Source organism: Rhodococcus sp. H29-C3, assembly GCF_030063405.1.
Taxonomy (GTDB): Bacteria; Actinomycetota; Actinomycetes; order Mycobacteriales; family Mycobacteriaceae; genus Rhodococcoides.
In genome coordinates, this window is the sequence record NZ_JASITC010000002.1 from 1 (window position 1) to 20,925 (window position 20,925).

16 protein-coding genes and 1 tRNA gene are annotated in these 20,925 nt (G+C 63.0%); 9 read left to right on the forward strand and 8 right to left on the reverse strand.

What is annotated here, in order from left to right:
- Positions 1–366 precede the first annotated feature (366 nt).
- A complete protein-coding gene (locus tag QMK32_RS04090; protein WP_283473189.1) occupies positions 367–1,227 on the reverse strand; it encodes a 3-hydroxyacyl-CoA dehydrogenase in 861 nt (286 codons plus the stop codon).
- A gap of 622 nt (positions 1,228–1,849) precedes the next feature.
- On the opposite strand from QMK32_RS04090, the gene QMK32_RS04095 reads away from it, so the two are divergent.
- On the forward strand, positions 1,850–2,575 hold the full coding sequence (locus QMK32_RS04095; RefSeq protein WP_283473190.1) for a GAF and ANTAR domain-containing protein: 726 nt from the start codon (positions 1,850–1,852) through the stop codon (positions 2,573–2,575).
- A gap of 23 nt (positions 2,576–2,598) precedes the next feature.
- On the opposite strand, the gene QMK32_RS04100 is transcribed toward QMK32_RS04095, so the two are convergent.
- The 6 genes from QMK32_RS04100 to dcd form a co-directional block, all read right to left on the reverse strand.
- The gene (locus QMK32_RS04100; RefSeq protein ID WP_283473191.1) at positions 2,599–3,378 is read right to left on the reverse strand and encodes a TspO/MBR family protein; all 780 of its coding nucleotides are present in this window, start codon (positions 3,376–3,378) and stop codon (positions 2,599–2,601) included.
- Positions 3,379–3,467: 89 nt separating this feature from the next.
- Positions 3,468–4,517: a fused (3R)-hydroxyacyl-ACP dehydratase subunits HadA/HadB gene (locus QMK32_RS04105; RefSeq protein ID WP_283473192.1), complete on the reverse strand. Its 1,050-nt coding sequence runs from the start codon at positions 4,515–4,517 to the stop codon at positions 3,468–3,470.
- 73 nt (positions 4,518–4,590) lie between these two features.
- Positions 4,591–5,547, reverse strand: coding sequence for an Hsp70 family protein (locus tag QMK32_RS04110; RefSeq protein ID WP_283473194.1), 957 nt, complete (start codon positions 5,545–5,547; stop codon positions 4,591–4,593).
- 118 nt (positions 5,548–5,665) lie between these two features.
- Positions 5,666–6,565, reverse strand: a complete 900-nt coding sequence (locus QMK32_RS04115) for a hypothetical protein (RefSeq protein WP_283473195.1) — start codon at positions 6,563–6,565, stop codon at positions 5,666–5,668.
- Positions 6,566–6,662: 97 nt separating this feature from the next.
- Positions 6,663–8,111 carry a CYTH and CHAD domain-containing protein gene (locus tag QMK32_RS04120; RefSeq protein WP_283473196.1) on the reverse strand — a complete coding sequence of 483 codons (1,449 nt, stop codon included), beginning with the start codon at positions 8,109–8,111 and terminating at the stop codon, positions 6,663–6,665.
- A gap of 27 nt (positions 8,112–8,138) precedes the next feature.
- Complete coding sequence (dcd, locus tag QMK32_RS04125; protein ID WP_088945046.1) at positions 8,139–8,717, reverse strand: dCTP deaminase; 579 nt, start codon at positions 8,715–8,717, stop codon at positions 8,139–8,141.
- Positions 8,718–8,878: 161 nt separating this feature from the next.
- Here dcd and QMK32_RS04130 point away from each other — a divergent pair, with 161 nt between their 5' ends.
- The 7 genes from QMK32_RS04130 to QMK32_RS04160 all read left to right on the forward strand — a co-directional run bounded on the left by QMK32_RS04130 (position 8,879) and on the right by QMK32_RS04160 (position 17,837).
- A complete protein-coding gene (locus QMK32_RS04130) occupies positions 8,879–9,634 on the forward strand; it encodes a hypothetical protein (RefSeq protein WP_283473199.1) in 756 nt (251 codons plus the stop codon).
- Positions 9,631–11,754 (forward strand): Rv1355c family protein, encoded by a 2,124-nt coding sequence (locus QMK32_RS04135; protein ID WP_283473201.1) that lies wholly within the window; start codon positions 9,631–9,633, stop codon positions 11,752–11,754. Before QMK32_RS04130 ends, QMK32_RS04135 begins: the two co-directional genes overlap by 4 nt.
- 72 nt (positions 11,755–11,826) lie before the next feature.
- A complete protein-coding gene (locus tag QMK32_RS04140) occupies positions 11,827–13,659 on the forward strand; it encodes a putative bifunctional diguanylate cyclase/phosphodiesterase (protein ID WP_283473203.1) in 1,833 nt (610 codons plus the stop codon).
- Positions 13,660–13,784: 125 nt separating this feature from the next.
- Positions 13,785–15,548, forward strand: coding sequence for a putative bifunctional diguanylate cyclase/phosphodiesterase (locus tag QMK32_RS04145; protein ID WP_283473205.1), 1,764 nt, complete (start codon positions 13,785–13,787; stop codon positions 15,546–15,548).
- 50 nt (positions 15,549–15,598) lie between these two features.
- Positions 15,599–15,669 (forward strand) — tRNA-Gly (locus QMK32_RS04150).
- Positions 15,670–15,872: 203 nt separating this feature from the next.
- Positions 15,873–16,751 (forward strand): glycoside hydrolase family 16 protein, encoded by an 879-nt coding sequence (locus QMK32_RS04155; protein ID WP_283473207.1) that lies wholly within the window; start codon positions 15,873–15,875, stop codon positions 16,749–16,751.
- Positions 16,752–16,859: 108 nt separating this feature from the next.
- Complete coding sequence (locus QMK32_RS04160) at positions 16,860–17,837, forward strand: esterase/lipase family protein (RefSeq protein ID WP_283473209.1); 978 nt, start codon at positions 16,860–16,862, stop codon at positions 17,835–17,837.
- Here QMK32_RS04160 and QMK32_RS04165 read toward each other — a convergent pair.
- Complete coding sequence (locus tag QMK32_RS04165; RefSeq protein ID WP_283473211.1) at positions 17,821–19,008, reverse strand: PucR family transcriptional regulator; 1,188 nt, start codon at positions 19,006–19,008, stop codon at positions 17,821–17,823. The two genes, QMK32_RS04160 and QMK32_RS04165, sit on opposite strands and share 17 nt — an antisense overlap.
- Positions 19,009–19,210: 202 nt before the next feature.
- Between QMK32_RS04165 and QMK32_RS04170 the strand changes: the two genes are divergently transcribed.
- Complete coding sequence (locus QMK32_RS04170) at positions 19,211–20,923, forward strand: aldehyde dehydrogenase family protein (protein ID WP_283473957.1); 1,713 nt, start codon at positions 19,211–19,213, stop codon at positions 20,921–20,923.
- Positions 20,924–20,925: the final 2 nt, after the last annotated feature.

Below are 20,925 nucleotides of genomic sequence, written 5' to 3' on the forward strand. Positions count from 1 at the left end.
TACTCACCGGAATGGTGCCTCTCGAACTCGCTGGATTGTTACCTTCGCAAGTTCAATCTTCCCAGTTCAGGGCACCATTCCTCTGAACTGACACTCGGTCGAGCTCAATTCGCGTGAAAGCCCGAGGCTAGATTGCGACGCGCCTGGCCTGCCTACTGGTCAGCCAGGCGCCTCGAATCAGCATGAGAACCACCAAAATATCCATTCCGGTAGTCGTAGTTCGCGGGAATAGATCGGCCGGGGTTCAGGGTGCTGCCCCCGCCCCCCATCGCTTCAACGGTCCACTCATACGATCAGATAGCTTCAGGGCGCCATTCAAGCGATCACGGGCGACCGCAGTGCCATCAGCCGGCCGCGCGAAGCCGGTCAGCTCTTCGGGTACTTGTACAGGCCCTCTCCGGTAGAGATGCCCAGCTTTCCCTTGTCGATGTAGTTCTCCTTCAGGAAAGCAGCCAACCGCCGCTGGTCTTCGTTGCCCTGAGAGGCGATGTTGTACGGCGTAGTGAGGCCGATGATGTCGTAGATCTGGCATGGGCCGAGTGGAGCGCCGGTCGCGATGCGCCACGTCTTGTCGATCATCTCCGGGTCGGCGATTCCGTCGACGAGGAGGAGTCCGGCTGCGTCGAGGAACGGTACGAGGAGTGAATTGAGTACGTAGCCGGGCTGTTCCTTCTTCAACTCGATCGGAACCATACCGATTGCGGATGCGAAGTCGACGACTGTCCGATACACAGCGGGGTCGGTCTTGGACGTGCCCATCACCTCGGCGGTGTTACGGACCCAGATCTGGTTGGCGAAGTGCAGGGCGAGGAACTTCTCCGGACGGCCGGTGGAGTCCATGAAGTCGCTGGGAAGCAGCGTCGAAGAGTTCGTCGCGAAGATCGTGTGCGCGGGGGCGAAACCGCCGATCTTGGTGTAAGTATCGCGCTTGATGTCGAGATTCTCGGGAACAGCCTCGATGACCAGGTCCGCAGCCTGTACAGCTTCCTTCAGGTTCGACGACAGAGTGATCCGCTCGAGCGCGGCCTCAGCCTTGCCGTCGGCCGCACCTTCGACTTGCTGCGTGTAAACCTTCACCAGCTTGCCGAACTGAACCTTCGCCTTGTCCAGCGCCGCATCGTCGATGTCGTATGCGACTACCGAAAAGCCATGATATGCAGCCTGATACGCGATCTGTGAACCGAGAACGCCTGTCCCCAATACCGTCACGTTGGTAATACCAGTCATTTTATGGTCCCCTCTGCAGCTTGTCGCCCCTCTCGAGGTACGCCGGATTCTCGATTCTCGGCCCAGCATCCACGGATCGAAACCCTCTTCGGAGAGGTAGGTATCGATGCAAAATCGTTGGCCGGCAACGTCATTGGCCGATCGTTGGACTGAGCGGCCAGAGAGTGGGGCCACTCGAGTGTCAGGACATGATCGGGGACACATCGCGACCGGGCCCCACGAGATGCCTCCCTGGGCGGTGGCCCGGTCCGAAAAACACGCAGTTGCGTTCTACAGAGTGGTAGCGAACCCGGGTGGTGCGGGGCGAAGGCACCGAAACGGTTCGTCACCACTGCATCGAAAACGACCTATCCACTTGCCCGAGAGAGACACGTCGGGTGTCGGTGCCCGCTGCCGCTGCCGGACGACGGATTGCAATCAGTGAGGACCGCGCCCGAGCGCAATCCTCTCGAACTGACTTGATAGTAGTCGGCAGGGGTTCAGCCAGGATGAAAACTGTCTCGATAGTCCTATTCGTGCTGAGTTCTGGTCGATGCAATGGCAGAATGTAGTGCGCGAAGTTCACGAGGGGTATTTCTGGCAGGGCGCCAAACGCTCTGAAGTGTCAGGGAGGCGGCTGGACATGAACACCATCGATTCGGAGCACGCCGGATACCGATTCGCGTCGTTGGCCTGGGACCTGGCGCAACAGCCCGGAGCAGGCCCGACGGCGCAACGCGTCGTCGACCTCGCGGTCACGACCATGGGTTGCGGCGGCGCCGCGGTCACCACCCTTCGCGACAACGGTCGGATACGGATCGTTGCGGCCAGCGATCAACGAACGATTGCCGCGGCCGCCAAGATCGCCGATCACACGGGCCAGTCCGCCACCAAAGCCGTACTCGCCACCAAAGGCACCATCGTGAACAACGATGTGGAGAACGATCCGCGGTGGGTGCACTATCGAAAGCTGATGACCGAGCAGACGTCGATCCGGTCGACGGCGAGCTTCTATCTGATCCTCGGCGGCGTCGAGCTGGGTGTCATGGGCTTCTACAGTGCCCATAAGGACTTCTTCACCGCCGAGACCCTCTACGACTGCTCCATCTACGCCGACCACGCCGCAGTGGCTCTGAAAAATGCCGGCGCCGACGACCGCAACGATCAACTGTCGATGGCGGTGGACACCAACCGCGAAATCGGCATCGCCGTCGGGATAGTCATGAGCCGGTACAAGCTCACCCGGGACGCCGCGTTCGACATGCTGGTCGTGGCCTCCTCTCACACCAACCGCAAGCTACGGGACGTCGCGGCCGAGATTGCCTCCACCGGGAACGTCCCGGCTTGGCGGTCGAAGGCCCCCGCCTGATAGATGCTGCTGCGCAGCAGCAGCTATGAAGCGAGGCGCGGCGCGGGGCTCCTGATGACGGCGGTATAGATTCCCACCGCCAATGCTGCGATCGCTGCAGTCCATCCGACGCTGGCATCGATGAGGTCGCCAGCGAGCCGGCCCTGTGCAATCCACATCAATCCCCAGACGATCCCGATTGCCGGTGCGACCGCGCCCGAAGAGTACGTGGCCAACCCGACTGCCACCAGGGCTGCAACGACCAGGACGGCGCAGGCCCAAAATGTCGCTCCGCCGGTGACGCCGAGGTCGACGAGCCAGGCCGTGATATTCGCGATGGTCGCCACGCACACCCAGCCGAGGTAGAGGCCCATCGTTCCGTCCGTGATCACCGCGTCCAGCCGGTTCTCGGGGCGCTGCTGTTGGAGGAGGACGAACACGCGGGCGAGGACCGCGAGCAGCGCTGCGATGACGAACACGCTCAGCCACAGCAATCCCATCTGAATGGTCAGGATCCATGCGGCGTTGAGCAGCATGGACACCGCAATCGGCAGTCGGAGGGGAAGGTGGCGCTCACTTCGTCCGGGCAGTGCCTGCCACACCGCGTATGCGAAGAATCCGAAGTAGATGACCGTCCAGATCGAAAATGCACTCCCGGCGGGTGCGACGAGCGTCGACGTGGCGCTCAGTGCACCGCCGGCGGCCTTCGCGATGGGAGTGCCGATCCACGCACCGGAGCCGATGAACGAGCCGATGACCGCCGCAATGGCGCTGACTATTACCCCGACCTTCATAACGGGTAGATGCCCGGATCGACCGTTCACAAACGGGAGGGTGGCCCGGAACGACATTTCTGCTGGTGATGACGCTTGCGCGGTCGGGGAGGTACCGCCCGGCCGCGCAAGTTTTCACATCACGCCAGTTGAACGGTGGCCGTCGCCCGGTGCCCGAAGATGCGCTTGCCCTCGAAGGTTGCGCCCAGCGAGATCACTGCTGTTCGACTGTCCGCGTCGAGCGATTTGATCTTGCCCGTGAACAGGATTTCGGCGGCGCGATGTGGATCGACGGGAATCGGTGCGGTGAAGCGGACCGTGTAATCCTTGACTGCGCCCGGATCGCCCAACCATGACGTGATGTAGCCGCCACCGAGCCCCATCGTCAACATCCCATGTGCCAGAACATTTTTCAGATCGACGAGCTTGGCGAACCCATCGCTCCAGTGGATCGGGTTGGCATCTCCCGCGACACCCGCGTAGTTCACGAGATCGCCACGAGTGAGGCGAAAGACCTTTTCCGGCAACACATCTCCGACGGTGACGTCCTCGAACTTCACCGAAGGTACAGAGCGATGGTCGACCAGCGCGAGCGGTGGATGCTCCACCTGCTCCTCTTCCTCATGCGTGGTGGCGTTCTCGCGAGCAGTCGACGGCGTAGCGCCGTGCATCACCAGATTTTCCGCTGCCTCGACGATTCCGGAGTCGATATCTCCGTCGCGGCCGATCAGTAGCGTCGTGTACGTGGTCTGTACCAGCTCGTTGCGCTGATTGGACACGATGTTCTTGGTGACCATCATGTCTTTGCCCATGACCTCCTTGTAGGAGTCGAGGGAGACGTCGCAGTACAGCTGATCGCCCGCGACGATCGGCTGGTGGAATTCGAGGACCTGATCGGTTTGCAGCATCTGCCCCAGGTCGAATCCGACCGCGATCTTCTCGAGCAACCGACGCTGCGCAAGGGTGCCGACCAGGGAGATGAAGGTCAGTGGCGCCGCCAAGCCGCTGTAGCCGAGAGCTTTGGCTGCGTCGGAGTCCCAGTGCACCTGGTTGAAATCCTGAACTGCGCGAGCGTACTCACGAACCTTCTCGCGTCCGACCTCGTAGAAGTCGTTCGTCCGGTAATGCAGGCCCACCATTGCACGGACGTGCTCCGCTGGATCGAAATTCTCAGAAGTTTTTCCAGTCATTTCTCGCAACATACCGGGCCGAGCGCCGCTAGTACACGTAGGACCGTGTCCTTGTGGCAGTTCACAGCCGGCTTCAGGCAGTGCGATGCCGGGGAACGACGTCGTATCTGTCCGGTTCGAACGGCGTGACCGGGGGGATCCGCGTCACTGCCGTCAGTGGACGTCGAGAGCGTGCCCGCGATGCGTCGGCGGCCAGCAACGCCGCCCCGTGTGCGGTCAGCGATTCGGGCATATCTGGCACGAGTACCGGCAAGCGCAGGTCACGCCTGAAGACGCGGCGAAGCGAGGGGATATGCGCGCAACCACCGACCATGACCAGTGCGTTGACCGATTTCGGTGCGTCGACGATGGCACTGGCGGTCCAGTCCTCGATCGATCTGACCGAGCGGTCGACGATGTCATCGAAAGAGCTGCGCCACAATCGAACCGGACCGCCGACGAACGGTCCGGTCACCTCCGCCACGCGCAGGCTCGACAACTGCTCGCGAGCGAACCGAATGGCGACGCCGAGGCTGTCCAGTGCCGAGGCGGACACCAGTTCGTCGGCACCGTAGGTGGCGAGTAGATAGTTGCGCACTGCCTCGTCGCACACCGATCCACCGAATCGAGTTGTGCGCTCCGAGCTGAAAACTTGACCGGTGGCAGGATCGGCGATCGACACGGTGGTCCCCGAAGCACCGACGTCGCAGAGTGCGACCGTGCGCAGGCCCTCGAGTTGTCCGCTGCCGCGCAGGAACCTCAGCTGAGCGCCGAGTTCGGAGACGACCATGAACCGATCTGCCTTGTGCATCGAGTACGCCGAGGTCAGGGGCCTGCTCGCTGGATCGTCCGGGACCGCGAGTACGGTATCCGCGGCGTCCACATCCTGCACCTTCGCCATGGAGTCCAACAGGCCGAGAGCAGCGGCGACGTGCTCGGACGCCTCGAACAACCTCGCAACGTTGACCGAGCGCACCGAATCGTCCGCTGTATCGAGAGCTGTAGCCCGGGCTGCCGACGAGCCCACTGACACCCCAAGCACCGTTTTCATGGCTTCCTCGACTCCACTATGACCGAACAGATGTAGAGACCATAGCTGTGAAATCAGTCCGTGGGTAGGCTTCGATACCTTAGAAGATTCTTAGAGTATGTTTCGGGCGACCTCGCTGCTACTCCGGAGTCGTTTCGGGCTCTTCCGTCGTCGTCGATGTGGGCGCGTCCGTGGTGGTCGTGGGCTCCGTGGTGGGCTCGACCGACGTCTCCACCGGCGGCTGTTCCACGTCCGTGGGTTCGACGCCACCCCCGGGCGATGTCGGCGTGATCGTAGGCGCGAGAGTGGGGGCGATCGTTGCGGCCGGCGGACGATACGGTTGCGGGCGCTCGGCCCCTGCGGCCGAGGGTCGTGAAACACCGACGGGCGGGACGAATTCGGGCCTGACATCGGAATTCACCACGGGATCCGGGTCTTCCAACGGCACCGCCGCCGGAGGAACCGAATCATCTGCCGCCGGAATCGACGTCGCGTACGGCGTATCGACCGAGTCTGCGGGGACGACCGTTCTGGTGTCCACCGCAGGATCCACCGTCATCGCCAACGCGCTGACTCCCCCGAGCGCCGCCAACACGAAGGCTCCGACCGCAGCGACCTGCCAGATCCCGCGACGAGGACCGAACGACGACACGGTGCGCCCGGCCGGACTCACCGGATCCACTACGCCGACCAGCAGTGCTGCAGCGACATCGGGTGGTAGCCCGTCGGCGAGGTGGGAATCGAAGATGTCGACGACGATCAACGGATGCGCCTCGGACGCAGCGACCGCGTCGATGACGACCTCGCACTGCATCGCGTTCTCGCAGACGACAGCAGCACCGGTGACCGTGAGACCGCTCTGCAGGGCTTGAATCCTGGTCGACTCCAGCGCTGTGGCTACGGCCTGGCCGATACCGTCGGGTACCGCTTCCACCGACACGACGCGGGTAACTACCGGGCCGAGCTCAGGAAGATCGGCGTCGACCAAGGAAGCCGTCACTTCGAAGGTACTGACATGCACGCCGAGAGCGATACGCACGACCGACTTCCCCCCTTCCCGTTTACGCCGAAATTTCTATTACTCGAAAGGTTTTGACGCTAAGAATACAGTCGCCTTCCGACTTTTCGTTAGTCGTTCACACGTTCAGTTTCGACACGTCGGCCCGAGCAGCCTCGGCCGCCGCGACCTCTTGGGCATAGAGCACACCGAAGGTGAAGCCGTTCTCCCCCGGAGTCACCCCGGCCTTCCGTCCGAGGTCGACCAGCTTCTGTGCAGCGACTACGGCGTCCTGATGCTCGCCGAGCACTTCCTGGACCGCCTTGTATCGCTCGATTCGAGCCGTCGCTTCCTTCTTCCCGACGATCGAAACGGTCAACTCGGCGGCATACCTGGCACGTTTTCCTGCCTTGCGGGCCCGGTGCAGTTCCGCGTCGTCGCCCCCGGCTACTGCTGCCGCGACGCGTCTACGGACCTTACGGCCGGCCTTGCGCGCAAGTCGATCGAGTTCATCGGCGTCGACGTCCTCGGCCCCGGCTGCTGCCGGGAATGCGCGCGAGAGGTTGCCGAGACTCGTCAGTAGGGCCCGGTAACGCTCTCCGTCCAGCTCCGCCGCGATGATGCCTCGGTGGCGAATCTGTTCGGCCAACAGATCGTTCTCGATGCGCGCGGCAACCGGGCCGAGTACCAGCTTCGGCGGCAGGTTGTGCACCGCGTCGGACAATCGGGCACGCAGCACTTGCCTGTCCCTGACCTCACCGAGAAGTCCTGCATACCAGGCCAACTCGAAATCCATAATCGAAGCCACGTCCTCGTCGAACAGGGCACCGAACACACGCAGTGTGCTCCGGTAGCGTCGGATCGCGACGCGCGTGGAATGGATCGGGTCGAGTCCCCGACGCAGGTATACATCGCCTGCGAAGATGGCCTGCGCCTGCTCGTCGAGGTATGCCGCCAGGACCCCGAGCTCCGGCATCTGAGTCTTCTCCAAGTTCACAGCCAACGCGCGATGCAGCTTCGACGGGTGCGCACCGCGCTGAGCTCCGGCGGTGAGCAGCGCTTTACCGAAACGCTTCAGCGTCGCTTCCGACCCCGCTGCACCCAACTCGACTTCCAGCTCGCGCCATCGGTGGTCGGGGACACCTTCTGCTTGGACGTCGACCGAATCGTCGGCGAGTTCGGCTAGCACGGATCCGTCCGAGGCAGTGAACACATGCCGTCGACGCTTCGAGGTCAGGGTAGCAACGGGAACCAACGGTTTTCCCAGGGCGACGCCGGCGAGCACGCTCGCGAGCTCTTCCGGGACCTGCGCGTCTTCACCGGTACCGAGCGGCAGCCGGATCTCGGTGCGTGCCTTGTCAGCGGGGACTTTCACGTGCCAGCCCGTGTCGGTGTCTCCGCGCCGCCGTCGCAACGTGATACCGCGCCGGAGCAGATCGAGATCGGGTGTGTCGAAGTAGCTACTGATCAGCTCCACCTCCGATACGTCGATCGCTCCGCCCTTCGGAATCAGTTCGGTGAGCGAGGGAAGTACGAAGTCCGAGGTCGCGTCGTATTTGTCCTCGCGCTCGGTCTGTATCGAAGCCATGTCCGCCAGTGTGCCGGACACGTCGGATCAGTCGACCGGTGACTGGACGAAGTTCAGGTACGCCTTCGACGGTGTCGGGCCTCGTTGCCCCTGGTACTTCGAACCGGTCGTCGCGCTGCCGTACGGATGCTCGGCCGGGCTGGACAACCGGAACAAACACAGCTGGCCGATTTTCATGCCGGGCCAGAGCGTGATCGGGAGGTTCGCCACGTTGGACAGCTCCAGGGTGATGTGGCCGCTGAAACCCGGGTCGATGAATCCGGCCGTCGAGTGCGTCAGCAAGCCGAGGCGACCGAGCGAGCTCTTGCCTTCGAGTCGCCCCGCCAGGTAGTCGGGAAAGGTCGTCAGCTCGAGTGTCGAGCCGAGGACGAATTCTCCGGGATGCAATACGAACGGCTCACCTTCGGCGGGTTCGACCAATGTGGTCAGCTCGTCCTGCTGCTTCGACGGATCGATATGGGTGTATCGAGTGTTGTTGAACACGCGGAAGAGCTTGTCGAGACGTACATCGACACTTGACGGCTGGACCATCGAGTCGTCGAACGGCTCGATCCCCAAGTTGCCGGTGGACACTTCGGTACGGATATCGCGGTCGGAGAGCAGCACACCCCGCAGGCTATCGCGGCCACCGCCGGGGTTCGGCGGTGGCCGTACGTCGAGCACCCCGCTTTGCGCTCTTTATCTTGCTGAACAACGGTAGTTACCCCCGATAATGAGCAAGATCAACTTCAGATGAGTTCAAACAAGACTTCGACACAAGGATGCGGATGGAATCGACTTTCGTTCTCGATCCTGAGATCAGCGAGCAGAAGCAACACTGCACACCCCTGACCACCGATTCGAGCTATTTCGACACCCAGCTGAACTGCACGGTGCTGGCAACGACGCCGCGAGCACGGCCAGAGCTGTGGCGCGCCTTCATCGAGGGAGCGCTGGCGAGCTACTCGCACTTCGGCGTCGAGAAGGCCCTCGAGTACGACGAGATCGTCGACGGCGCCTCGACCACCATGTTTCTTGCCGCCGTCGACGATTCCGGTCGTCTTCACGGCGGACTCCGTGTGCAAGGGCCGTACACCCAGCCCACTCACACGCACGCCGAACGAGAGTGGGCCGACTGCTCGACCGGCCGCACCGCGCTCCGCAGGATGGTCGCCGACCGCCTACCCCACGGAGTCGTCGAGATGAAAAGCGTGTGGACCGCCCAAGACGCTCCCCGTCAGGGCACCTCGGGATACCTCGGGGCGATCGGCGCAACACTGGCCGCAGTCGCTCTCGGGAGCCGCTTCACCTTGGCCACGAGTGCGGAACATGCAATGGGCCCCTACCTGGACTCTGGTGCGGTGATGGCGGCCCACATCGACGCCGTTCCCTACCCGGATGCCCGCTACCGGACACGAGTCCTCTGGTGGGACCAACACATGATTCCGCGGCACACGACCTCGAACCTCTATCAGCACATCGCGCGTGCAGTAGCGCAACTACTCCCCAGCCACCATATTTCGACGGAAGCAGCAACATCATGACCACATCCTGGCAAGCCGTCATTCTCGACGAGACTCGACACGAGGACCGCGCACTGTTGGACCGACTGCGGTCGGACCCGAGCATCGAGGTCCTCGATCGACTCACCGAACAACGCGCCGGGCTGGCACGGTTGACGCCGAGGCCGACGGCCGAGCTCGTCGAGGAACCGATGCGATGGATCTACTACCCGTGGCGCCGAACCGTCGTCGCCACGCTGGGGCCGGCCGGCTTCCGCCGACTTCGACTGGACCGCAACCGCAACAAGATCACCGCTGAAGAACAGGAACGATTGGCAACGCTGACGATCGGGATCGTGGGCCTGAGCGTCGGGCACGCCATCGCGTACTCGCTCGCGCTCGACGGGGTCTGCGGGGCACTGCGGCTGGCAGATTTCGACGAGCTCGAACTCTCCAACCTCAACCGAATCCCGGCCACGCTGCTCGACCTGGGCCTCGCCAAGCCGGTCGTCGCAGCCAGACGCATCGCCGAACTCGACCCGTATCTCCCGGTGAGCATCGACGATCGCGGCGTGACGGCAGAGTCGGCCGACAGCTTCCTCGACGGGCTGGACCTACTTATCGAGGAGTGCGATTCACTCGACGTGAAGGTCCTCGTTCGGGAGAAGGCGCGTGAGCATCGAGTCCCCGTCATCATGGAAACGAGCGACCGCGGACTGCTCGATGTCGAAAGATTCGATCTCGAGCCCGACCGGCCACTTTTCCACGGTCTTCTCGGCGACATCGATTCGAGATCCCTCGAGAACCTCTCCACGCACGACAAGGTGCCGTACGTCCTCGCCATTCTCGGCGCCGGGGACCTGTCGGCGCGGATGGCGGCGTCGATGATCGAGGTCGACCGCACGACGACTACCTGGCCGCAGTTGGGGAGCGAGGTTGCTCTCGGCGGAGCCACCGTCGCCGGGGCGGTACGTCGGTTCGGATTGGGTCAACGACTCGAATCCGGACGGGTGCGAATCCACATCGACGACCATCTCGATGCGCTCGTCACCCCCACCGGTGCCGCGCATTTCGGTGTCGCCACCTCGTCCAAGGAACTTCCCGATCTGCATGCGGCCGAGTTGCACACGCCCAGCGAGGCGATCGCGCACTCGGCCACCCGCGCCCCGTCCGGCGGAAATGTCCAGCCCTGGACCATCACCACCACGTCGGACTCCGTTCGGCTGACACTCGATCGGTCCCGCACGAGTGGGCTCGATGTTGCCTACCGGGGCAGCCATGTCGCCATCGGTGCAGCGTTGTACAACGCACGCGTCGCGGCCGCGCACTTCGGCGTACTGGGCGAGAGCACGGTTCTACCGACCGGAGACACCGTCGAGGTCGCTCTCGAATTAACTTCGAGCGCAACCGAAAACGAGCTGGCCGCGCACTATGACGCCATGTTGGCCCGAACCACCAACCGGCATCTGGGAATCCCCGCCGACGTCGACGCGGCCACCGTCGGAGCTCTCGATGCCGCCGCCGAAGCGGAAGGAGTTCGCTTGGAGGTGATCACCGACCGTGCCGCCATCACCGAGATCGCCGGGATCATCGCCGAATCCGATCGAATCCGATATCTCACCGCCGAACTCCACACCGAGATGATCTCCGAACTGCGGTGGCCGGGCCAGGATGATCCGGATACCGGAATCGACGTCGCCGCACTGGCTCTCGATGCAACCGACCTGGTGAAGCTCGATGTATCTCGAAGATCCGATGTCATGGCGCTGCTGGGTGATTGGGACAGCGGCGTCGCGCTGGGCGAGGACAGCCACGACCGCATCGAATCCAGTTCCGCACTCGCGGTCACCGTGGTGTCCGGCCACGCCCCCGCCGACTTCGTCCGTGGCGGCTCCGGCACCCAGAGCGTGTGGATCACGGCGCAGGCTCACGGACTGGCGGTACATCCGGCGTCACCGGTCTTCATCTACGCGCACACCGATGCGGAGTTCGACACTCTGTCCCCGCGCCACGCCGACGCACTGTCGCGGTTGCGAACGCGATTCCACCGGGTGGTCGGCATCGAAAACGGTGAATCGATTGCGTTGGTGCTGCGCCTGTCCCACACCGACGGGCACGCCGTTCCCAGTAGAAGGCGAACGTCGACCCCGGTGGTGCAGTAGGCGGTACAGTCCACTCTGGCCTGTCCAGGATGGATTTCGAGACCTGATTTCGAGGTCAGGGAGGGAATGGGAATGCGCGACATACGAAGTCTCGATGCGCTCGTCACCGACGTCGCCTCGGACCTCATCGGTGTCGATGCGTCTTCGGTATCGACCGCATACACCCGGGTGCTACGCACACTCGTCGAGTTCTTCGATCTCCACGCCGGTTACCTTCGCCACACCGACTACGGGGATCGATCGACGGTGATGGTCGCCGAATGGCCTCCGAGACCTGATGCGCCCGAGCCCGATCCACTCGGCATCGTCTATTTCGCCGACGCCGACCCGGTATTCGCCGCATGCGAGCATCTGGTGCACCCCAAGGTGTTCCGCCCTACGGTCGGCAACGAAGACTACCGCCAACGGATCGAGGCGGCTTCCGGATATCCCGTCACCTCCATGGCGGTAGTACCCCTTGTCCAGGAGAAGTCGATCGGATGGGTCGGCCTCATCAAAAGCGGCGACCGAGCGTGGTCCGAGGGCGAAACCAACGCCCTCGTTGCGATCGCGTCGATGTTCACGCAGGTTCACGCCCGCATCCTGGCCGAGGAATCGCTGCGTCTCGCCGCCGAAAGCGACGCGCTGACCGGACTGGCGAATCGCAGAGGGTTCACCGATGATCTACTCCGTCGCCTTTCCTCCGACGCTGGACCTGTCGCCGTACTGTTCCTCGATCTGGATCGGCTCAAAGCACTCAACGATTTCTACGGACACTCGGCAGGCGACGAGTATCTCCGCGCGCTGGCCGACACACTCCGAGCGGTCCTCCCGCCGGAAGCCACCATCGCCCGCTGGGGTGGAGACGAGTTCGTCGTCGTCATGCAACCCTCGGTGCTCGACGACGAACCGACGTCGCCGTACAACGTCGCGCGACGAGTCCTCGACGCAGTGGCCACTACGCGGGTAACGATCGCCGGTGACGACATCACCCGCACCGCCAGTATCGGCGTCACCACAGCAATGCCTGGAGTGGAACGCGTCGACGACATCATCGCCAACGCCGATCAGGCTGCGCTGGTAGCGAAGCACCGTGGCGGAAACAGTGTCGTACTGTTCGATTCGGCCATCCGCGCGCATACCGAACTGCGGAACGACGTCGAACTGCATCTCCGCGATGCCATTTCGAACGGCGATCTCGTGCTGCACTTCCAACCCGAGGTCGATCTCAGAACCGGGGACATCACCGCCGTCGAGGCGCTCGTGCGTTGGCAACACCCCACCAGAGGTCTCCTTCCCCCGAGCGACTTCATCGATATCGCGGAATCCTCGGAACTCGCAACCGAACTGGGCCGATGGGTGCTCGTGGATGCCATGCGCGCCCACTCCGACTGGGCATCTCGCATCCCCGGGCTCGACATCGTGATGCGCGTGAACGTCTCACCCGCGCAGCTCCTCGCCACCGAATTCGTCGACATCGTCGAGCAGGCACTCGACAACGATTCCGTTCCGCCGACCGTACTGTGCCTGGAGGTCACCGAAAACGCTGTCGTGCAAGATACTGGCCAGACTGCCAAGATTCTGACCATGCTCCGCGAGCTGGGTGTCGGTATCGCGATCGACGACTTCGGCACCGGATTCAGCTCCCTGGCACACCTGAAGGTACTGCCGCTGGATGCCCTCAAAATAGACGGCGAGTTCGTCAAAAATCTCGATTGCGACGCCAACGACCAGGTGATCGTCGGAGCCATAGCCACCCTTGCCGCAGCCTTCGGGCTCGAACTGCTCGCCGAGGGTGTCGAGACCGAGGCAGCGAAATCAGCGTTGATGGTCGTGGGGTGCGATCGGGCGCAGGGCTATCTGTTCTCGCGGCCGGTACCCGAAGCGAAAATGCTCGAGATGCTGGCACGCGGAGCCATCCACTGACCATTCCAGACTCGATCGACCACAGTGGGTTAAGGTCTCGTTAACCGGGGGGCCGGAGGCAGGAGAGGGCACTGAATCGACGTCGAGATCTCGATGTCGTCGTAACCGATGTCGCGACGACCCTCATGCGCGTGGATGCCGAATCGGCCCACAAGACATACCCCTCGATCCTCCGCGACTTGGCCTGCGAACTGGACCTCGACTTCGCGTTTCTACGCCTGACCGATATCGCTACCCGGACAAGCATTCTCGTCGCAGAATGGCCGCCGCGAGTCGGAATCACGTACCCGGACCCGTCGACGCTCGCGCACCGGGACGACCCCGACCCGATCCTCGCTCTCGCCGCAACGATGAACAACGTCACCGTAGTGTCCTCGACGGGGGACATTGCCGAACAACTCGACGGGAGTGCACCAGAGGGGGTTCCGCTTGTGGTGATCCCACTGATCGCCGGAGGCGTCGACGTGGGGGGCCTCGGATTCGCCAAGCCTGCCGGGCACACCTGGACCGACGACGAATTGAGCTCTCTGCGATCGGTTGCTGCGTTGATGACGCAACTGCAAGCACGTGTGGACGCGGAGAACCGTTCCCGCTTCGCAGCCACGCACGACGATCTCACCGGGATGTCGAATCGCAGAGCACTGTTGGACCACCTGAACGCGCGCCTGGAGGAACCCGGGTGCGGCCCGGTGGCAGTGCTGTTTCTCGACCTCGATCAGCTCAAGTCGTTGAACGACTTCCTCGGCCATCTGACCGGCGACGAATACATCCGCGACGTCGCCGATATCGTGCGTGAAGAACTCGGATCCGAGGACGTGATCGCCCGGTTGGGGGGCGACGAATTCGTCGTTGTACTCGCAGGCCCGACAGACGAATGCGCCGCCAGCGCGGCCGCCGAGACGATTCTGAAGGCAATCGACGTTATCGACATGCCCCTCGCCGATCTACGTCAGCGCGCCCGGATCGGCATCATGATGGCCCAACCCGGTCGCATCACGGCCGAACGTGCCCTACGGTGCGCGGACCAGGCTGCCCTCATCGCGAAGATCGGCAGTACCGACAACATCGAGCACTTCACCGAATCGGTGCGAGCACAGAGCGAGTTGCGAAGCGACGTCGAAGTGCATTTGCGTGACGCGATCGAAGGCGACGACCTCGTCCTGTACTACCAACCCGAGGTCGATCTCGGCAGCGGAAAGATCACCGCGGTAGAAGCTCTCGTCCGATGGCGACACCCGGTGCGCGGACTCCTACCACCGGGTGCTTTCATCCCCGTCGCAGAAGCAACCAACCTCGCACCGGAGTTGGGGAGGTGGGTACTGGACACAGCATGCCGCACCTTGTCCGAATGGCAGTCGACATTGCCGTCCCTCGAGATCTCCATGCGCGTCAACGTCTCCCCGGCCCAGCTCGTCGAACATGACTTCGCCGAAACCGTCGAGGCAGTCCTTCGGAGCTATGGGGTCGATGGCCCACAATTGTGCCTGGAGATTACCGAGGTCGCCGTCGTCAAGGACGTGGACCGCACTCGAAAGACGCTCCACGGCCTGCACCAACTCGGCGTTCGCATCGCCATCGACGACTTCGGTACCGGTTACAGCGCACTGTCACAGCTGAAGGAGCTCGAAGTCGATGCGCTGAAGATCGACCGCTCTTTCGTCACCGACCTCGGAGCAGGCGACGCCAACGACCTCGCCATCGTCGAATCCGTCGTCGGGCTCGCCGACGCCTTCGGACTCGATGTCATCGCAGAAGGCGTCGAGACCGCCGCGGCGGTCGATGTCCTCCTCGCGCTCGGATGCACACGGGCGCAGGGATACCTCATCTCCCGGCCCGTTCCCGCGGCCGAGACGCTCGAACTCCTCCGCGCCGGGACCATCGAGTTCTGACTGCCCACGGCGGCTGATAGAGTGTGTCCGCGTGGCCTCAGGGCTGCCAAGCCGGTGTAGTTCATTGGTAGAATGCGACCTTCCCAAGGTTGAGAGGCGGGTTCGATTCCCGTCACCGGCTCATATGCGACGACACCCAAACAGGATAAAACCTGATTTCGGTGCGATAAACATGATTTCCGTCCGAAAGATCTACGGACGATATCCCCTGAATCACGTATTTATTCTTTTTTCCCATTCACCTCGTTGATATCGAGTCCTTCGTGCTAAACCTTCTGACGTGCTTGTTGTTTCCCCCGACAATTGCCATGACAGGAATAGAGCATGAACTGGATTGCATTGTTGTTGTCCGCCCTGATGTGGACACCCGGGGCGCCCCCTGCCCCCACTCCCACCCCGACTCCCACCCCGACTGCACCGGTTCCGACCACGACCACTCCCCCTCCCGCACCACCCACACAAGGCGGCGTGCTGTGGGAAGACACATTCAACGGAACCGGAGCCGTGGACAGCAGCAAGTGGACGTTCCAAACCGGCAGGTGGGGTGCAAGTTCCGGCGAGCAGCAGTACTACACCAACTCGACGTCCAACGCGTCGATGAGCAACGGAGCTCTACAGATCACCGCTCGGCGCGAAAATCCACCGGACGGGGTGCGTGCACCCGACAACATCACGAGCGCACGCGTCGTGAGCTTCGGGAAACAATCCGTAACCCCGCCGGTCCGCATAGAAGCATCCATAAAGATGCCAAGGTCCGCTGGATTACTTCCGGCATTTTGGTTACTGGGGCTGGAACCGGGACATGAATACGATTGGCCGCGTCAGGGCGAAATCGACATAGTGGAAATTCCGGGTACCAATGGCCCGTCTTTCAACCTTCACGGTCCCTCGCGCAGCAATTCTTCGACGGATATCAAAGCCGGCGGCGACACCGCCCCGCTGTCCGACGCGTTTCACACCTACCGCGTCGACTGGCTGACCGACAGGATCACCTGGTTCATCGACGGGGCGGCCAAGTACTCGCTGACCAAGGCCCAATACGAAGCGAAGGGCGGCAACTGGACTCCGTTCTCGGGTGCATTCCCGCACTACGTGCTTCTCAACGTGGCAGTCGGCAACAACTGGGTCGGCAAGGTCCCGGCCTCGACACCGTTCCCACAGACGATGAGTGTGGACTGGATCAAAGCGAGCCGAATTTCCTGACCAAGGTTACGGTTGTGAATCATCCCACCAACTAACTCCTCCCATTGGGACATAACACGCAATTGGGCATAGCATCCAGGAGGGGAGTAACCAAAGTCGAGGTGTGGCATGAAATTTCGTCTCGCGCTGAGCTTCAGCGCTGCATGTGTTGCCTGCTCCGTAGTGGGAATGGGAGTCGCGTCGGCTGCGCCGGTGATCCCGATGACACCGGGACCAGGGCAATCCAATCACGCTGATGCGATCAGATACTCCGCGGAGAATCCCGAAGCTGCCCCACCGGGGGTCAACGATCCCGAATGTGTTCCTACGCAGGAACACTCGGAACCGGTAATCCTGGTCCACGGAACCGACGCCACGGTGTACGCCGACTGGGCCGGCCTCAGCCCGGTACTGAAAGCGGCGGGATACTGCGCGTACGCGTTGAACTACGGCGCCTCGCCGGACGGAACGAGCTACGGCTTCAGCGACATCGCCGCGAGCGCAGAACAATTGAAAGAGTTCACCGAGTCGGTACTCGCCTCGACAGGCGCAAGTTCGGTGAACCTCGTCGGCTACTCCCAGGGCGCCGCGGTCACCCGCTACTACACCAACCGCCTAGGCGGGGACGCCGTGGTGGACAAGTGGATCGGCATCGCCTCACCTACCTACGGCGGCACCGTGTACGGCACCTCCCCTGTACTGCAAGCAGTTCCGGGTGGAACGACACTCGTCGCCGGTGAGTTCGGGCCGGCACTCGTCGAGCTACTACAGGGCTCGGACTTTCTGAACCAACTCAATGCAGGCGGCGACACCGTCCCCGGCGTCGAATACACCAACATCGCCACCCGAGTCGACGAGACGATCCAGCCCTATACCAATGCGCTGCTTCGTGACCCCGATGCCACCAACATCGTGATCCAGGACGTCTGCCCGCAGGACAACGTCGCGCACTTCACCTTCACCTACGATCCGACCGCCATAGGGCTCGTCCTCGCCGCCCTCGACCCATCCGCCGGGATCGTCCCACCCTGCGGTCCGGTCCCACTCGGTGCCGGAATTCTCGACGTCGTCATCGCGAGCAACCAGCAACTCACGGAACACCGCTGAGATTCGCGGCCGACAACTGATAGGCACGCAGACCTACGTACAGTTCCGAGCACTGAATCGGGTCGAGAAAGTCCCGACCCGTCAGCTCGCCGATCCTCCGCAAGCGATACAGCACGGTGTTGCGGTGGTAATGCAACCGCGACGCAGCCTCGCTGGTCGACCCTTTCGAGCCGAACCACGCATCCAGGGTCGTCAGCAGGCTCTCCCGCTCCTCGTCGGGAAGTTCGAGCAAGCGTCCGAATATCTGCCGGGTCGCCGCCCGAGCACTGTCCGGATGCCGAGCCAGCAACAAGGGCAGCGGAACCGCATCGAACCGTGTCAACACGCTGCCGTCCACGCGCGCACAGGTCCGCGCCAACCTGGCCTGCTCGACGGCCAGCGGCATTCCCGCCGGTGACGAGAATCCGACACTGACCCCGATCGCCGCACTGCCCGCATCGCTGACACCGTTGTCGATACTGCCCAGAACCTCCTCGAGCAGAGCATCCGACGTCGCGAACAGCAGGCCGAGGGTGCCATCGACTTCGGAGTCCCACACCGCACCGATGCCCCGCGTCGACAATTCGACATCACGTGAGTCCGCGGAGACGACGACGAACGATCCGCGATCGGGAATTCGGAACGTCCGCACCGCGTCGGCCACGGCAGCCGGGTTCGAAACATGATCGCCGAACAGTGCCCGCACCAGCCGCCGTCGGGATTCCGCATCCTGCTCGGACAACGTGTCCACCGTCGAGCGGTACGCCTCCGCGGCAGCGTCGGAACAGACGTCGACGAGCGCCCAGACCTGAGCCGCCATCTCGAGCAGGGCTCGTGACGGTTCTCCATCGGACCGATTCATCAACTCTTCCCAGATGAGTCGACCGCCCAGCCGAAACGCGTGCAGCAACGCGGCGAGCGGGACACCCTGCTCGGCCTTCAACCGACCCGTCGCATGTGCCGAAGACAGGTCCGGTGCACCGTGACCGGCCAGGCATCCGATCATCGCGCGCAGATTCTCCCGGCAAGCACTGCGCAACTCGTCCTCGGTCAACAGCGAGGCCTCGAGATATCCGTGCTCGGCGTCGAGTATGCGGTGGACCAACGTCTCGGCCAGCACCTCCGTCGCGTCGAGCAGTGGCGCAGCGAGGTCGGTCGACGCGAGCACGGTGGTCGGAGGACTGGTTGCCATGATCGAAGCGTAGCTTCGCCCGTCCCCACGACGCCAGGCTTTGCTTGTGCCGTCGCACAACTAGGTGGCCAACTTGGAGAGCGCGGGCCTATAGCGCTCACGGTAGAATGAGACGACAATCACATCAGAAGTGGACGTACGCGCACCCCGAACAAAGAGAAGAGCCAACCCCTTGACCGATCGAATCGAACCCGACCTGCACATCGCGCTCACCCCCGAAGACGAGACGCACCGCCTGGTCGACGCCGCACTCGAGGAGTTGAGCGCAGGTGAGAAGAAGTGGGCGACCCTGACATTGGCAGCACGTCGGGCGCTCCTCGAACACGTACGAGACCTGACCGTCGCACACGGCGCCGAGTGGGTCACCGCAGCGTGCTCGATCAAGGGCCTCGACCCGTCGTCGTCACTCGTCGGTGAGGAATGGATCTCCGGCCCCTACGCATTCGTCAGCGGCGCAGCCACCCTCGCGCACACTCTGGCAGCCCTCGAATCCGGCACCAGCCCGCTCGCCCAGGCACACTTCGGATCCGCACCCGGCGGGCGCACCACTGTCCAGGTACTGCCGCTGAGCATCTTCGACTCGCTACTGCTCAACGGATTCAGCGCCGATGTGTGGCTGAAACCGGGAATCGACGCCGATACCGCCAAGCGCACCGCAGGCCTGGCCCAACGCGAACCCGCGCACACCAACGGCATCGGCGTCGTACTCGGCGCCGGCAACATCATGTCCATCGCGCCACTGGACACACTGTACGAACTCTTCGCCCACAATCGCGTCGTCGCACTCAAGCTCAACCCGATCACCGACCCGTTGCTGCCGGTGCTGAGAAAAGTCCTCCGGCCGCTGATCGACGTCGGTGCCGTCCGCTTGCTCACCGGTGGAGCCGAGGCGGGCACCTACCTGGTCAACCACGACCTGGTCGATCACGTACACATGACCGGTAGCTCGATCACCCACGACGCCATCGTCTTCGGGACCGGGCAGACCGGAGCCGAACGCAAAGCCGCCAACGACCCGGTGCTGACCAAACCGATGACGAGCGAGCTCGGTGGTGTCTCACCGACCATTGTCCTCCCCGGCGAGTGGAGCACAGCCGACATCGAATTTCAGGCGAAACACGTTGCCACGCAACGCCTGCACAACGGCGGCTACAACTGCGTCGCATCACAGGCGGTCGTACTGTCATCCAACTGGAGTCAGCGCGACCAGTTCCTCGCCGCACTCCGCAAGGCACTCGACTCTGCACCTTCCCGTCGCGCGTACTACCCCGGCAGCGACACTCGCGTAGCCGGCGCCCTGGAGAACTACCCGAAGGCCTCGCGACTCTCCGGCGGACGCGTCCTCATCGACGACATCGACCCCGGCAAAGAAGCATCACTGCTGGAGACCGAGTACTTCGCACCAGTGCTCGGCGTCATCGAACTCCCCTACGACGGAGATCAATTCGCTGCAAAAGCAGTGACCACCGTCAACGAGAAGTTCATCGGCACCCTGGGAGTCAACATCATCGCCCACCCCAAGACGATCGATCGGCTGGGCGAGAAGTTCGACTCGATGCTGGCCGAACTGAACTACGGCACGATCGCAGTGAACGCATGGACAGGAGTCGGATTCCTCACCGCAGCGGCGTCGTGGGGTGCATTCCCGGGCCACACGATCGACGACGTCCAGAGCGGAATCGGCATCGTCCACAACGCACTGCTGATCGACGGTGCCGAACGCACGGTAGTGCGCGGACCTTTCCGTCCGTCTCCTCGCTCGCTGATCAACGGGGAATGGTCGATTTCCCCCAAGCCACCGTGGTTCGTCGACAACCGAACGGCCGCGACCACCGGCCGACTGCTGACTGGATTCGCCGGAAAGCCCTCCTGGGCAAAGCTTCCTGCCATCTTCGCCTCCGCTCTGCGCGGCTAGAG

Bases quoted from the DNA above. Each gene is read 5' to 3' on its own strand.
- QMK32_RS04090 (WP_283473189.1), bottom strand. From the start codon at position 1,227: ATGACTGGTATTACCAACGTGACGGTATTGGGGACAGGCGTTCTCGGT.
- QMK32_RS04095 (WP_283473190.1), top strand. From the start codon at position 1,850: ATGAACACCATCGATTCGGAGCACGCCGGATACCGATTCGCGTCGTTG.
- QMK32_RS04105 (WP_283473192.1), bottom strand. From the start codon at position 4,517: ATGACTGGAAAAACTTCTGAGAATTTCGATCCAGCGGAGCACGTCCGT.
- QMK32_RS04110 (WP_283473194.1), bottom strand. From the start codon at position 5,547: ATGAAAACGGTGCTTGGGGTGTCAGTGGGCTCGTCGGCAGCCCGGGCT.
- QMK32_RS04120 (WP_283473196.1), bottom strand. From the start codon at position 8,111: ATGGCTTCGATACAGACCGAGCGCGAGGACAAATACGACGCGACCTCG.
- QMK32_RS04130 (WP_283473199.1), top strand. From the start codon at position 8,879: ATGGAATCGACTTTCGTTCTCGATCCTGAGATCAGCGAGCAGAAGCAA.
- QMK32_RS04135 (WP_283473201.1), top strand. From the start codon at position 9,631: ATGACCACATCCTGGCAAGCCGTCATTCTCGACGAGACTCGACACGAG.
- QMK32_RS04140 (WP_283473203.1), top strand. From the start codon at position 11,827: ATGCGCGACATACGAAGTCTCGATGCGCTCGTCACCGACGTCGCCTCG.
- QMK32_RS04145 (WP_283473205.1), top strand. From the start codon at position 13,785: ATGCGCGTGGATGCCGAATCGGCCCACAAGACATACCCCTCGATCCTC.
- QMK32_RS04155 (WP_283473207.1), top strand. From the start codon at position 15,873: ATGAACTGGATTGCATTGTTGTTGTCCGCCCTGATGTGGACACCCGGG.
- QMK32_RS04160 (WP_283473209.1), top strand. From the start codon at position 16,860: ATGAAATTTCGTCTCGCGCTGAGCTTCAGCGCTGCATGTGTTGCCTGC.
- QMK32_RS04165 (WP_283473211.1), bottom strand. From the start codon at position 19,008: ATGGCAACCAGTCCTCCGACCACCGTGCTCGCGTCGACCGACCTCGCT.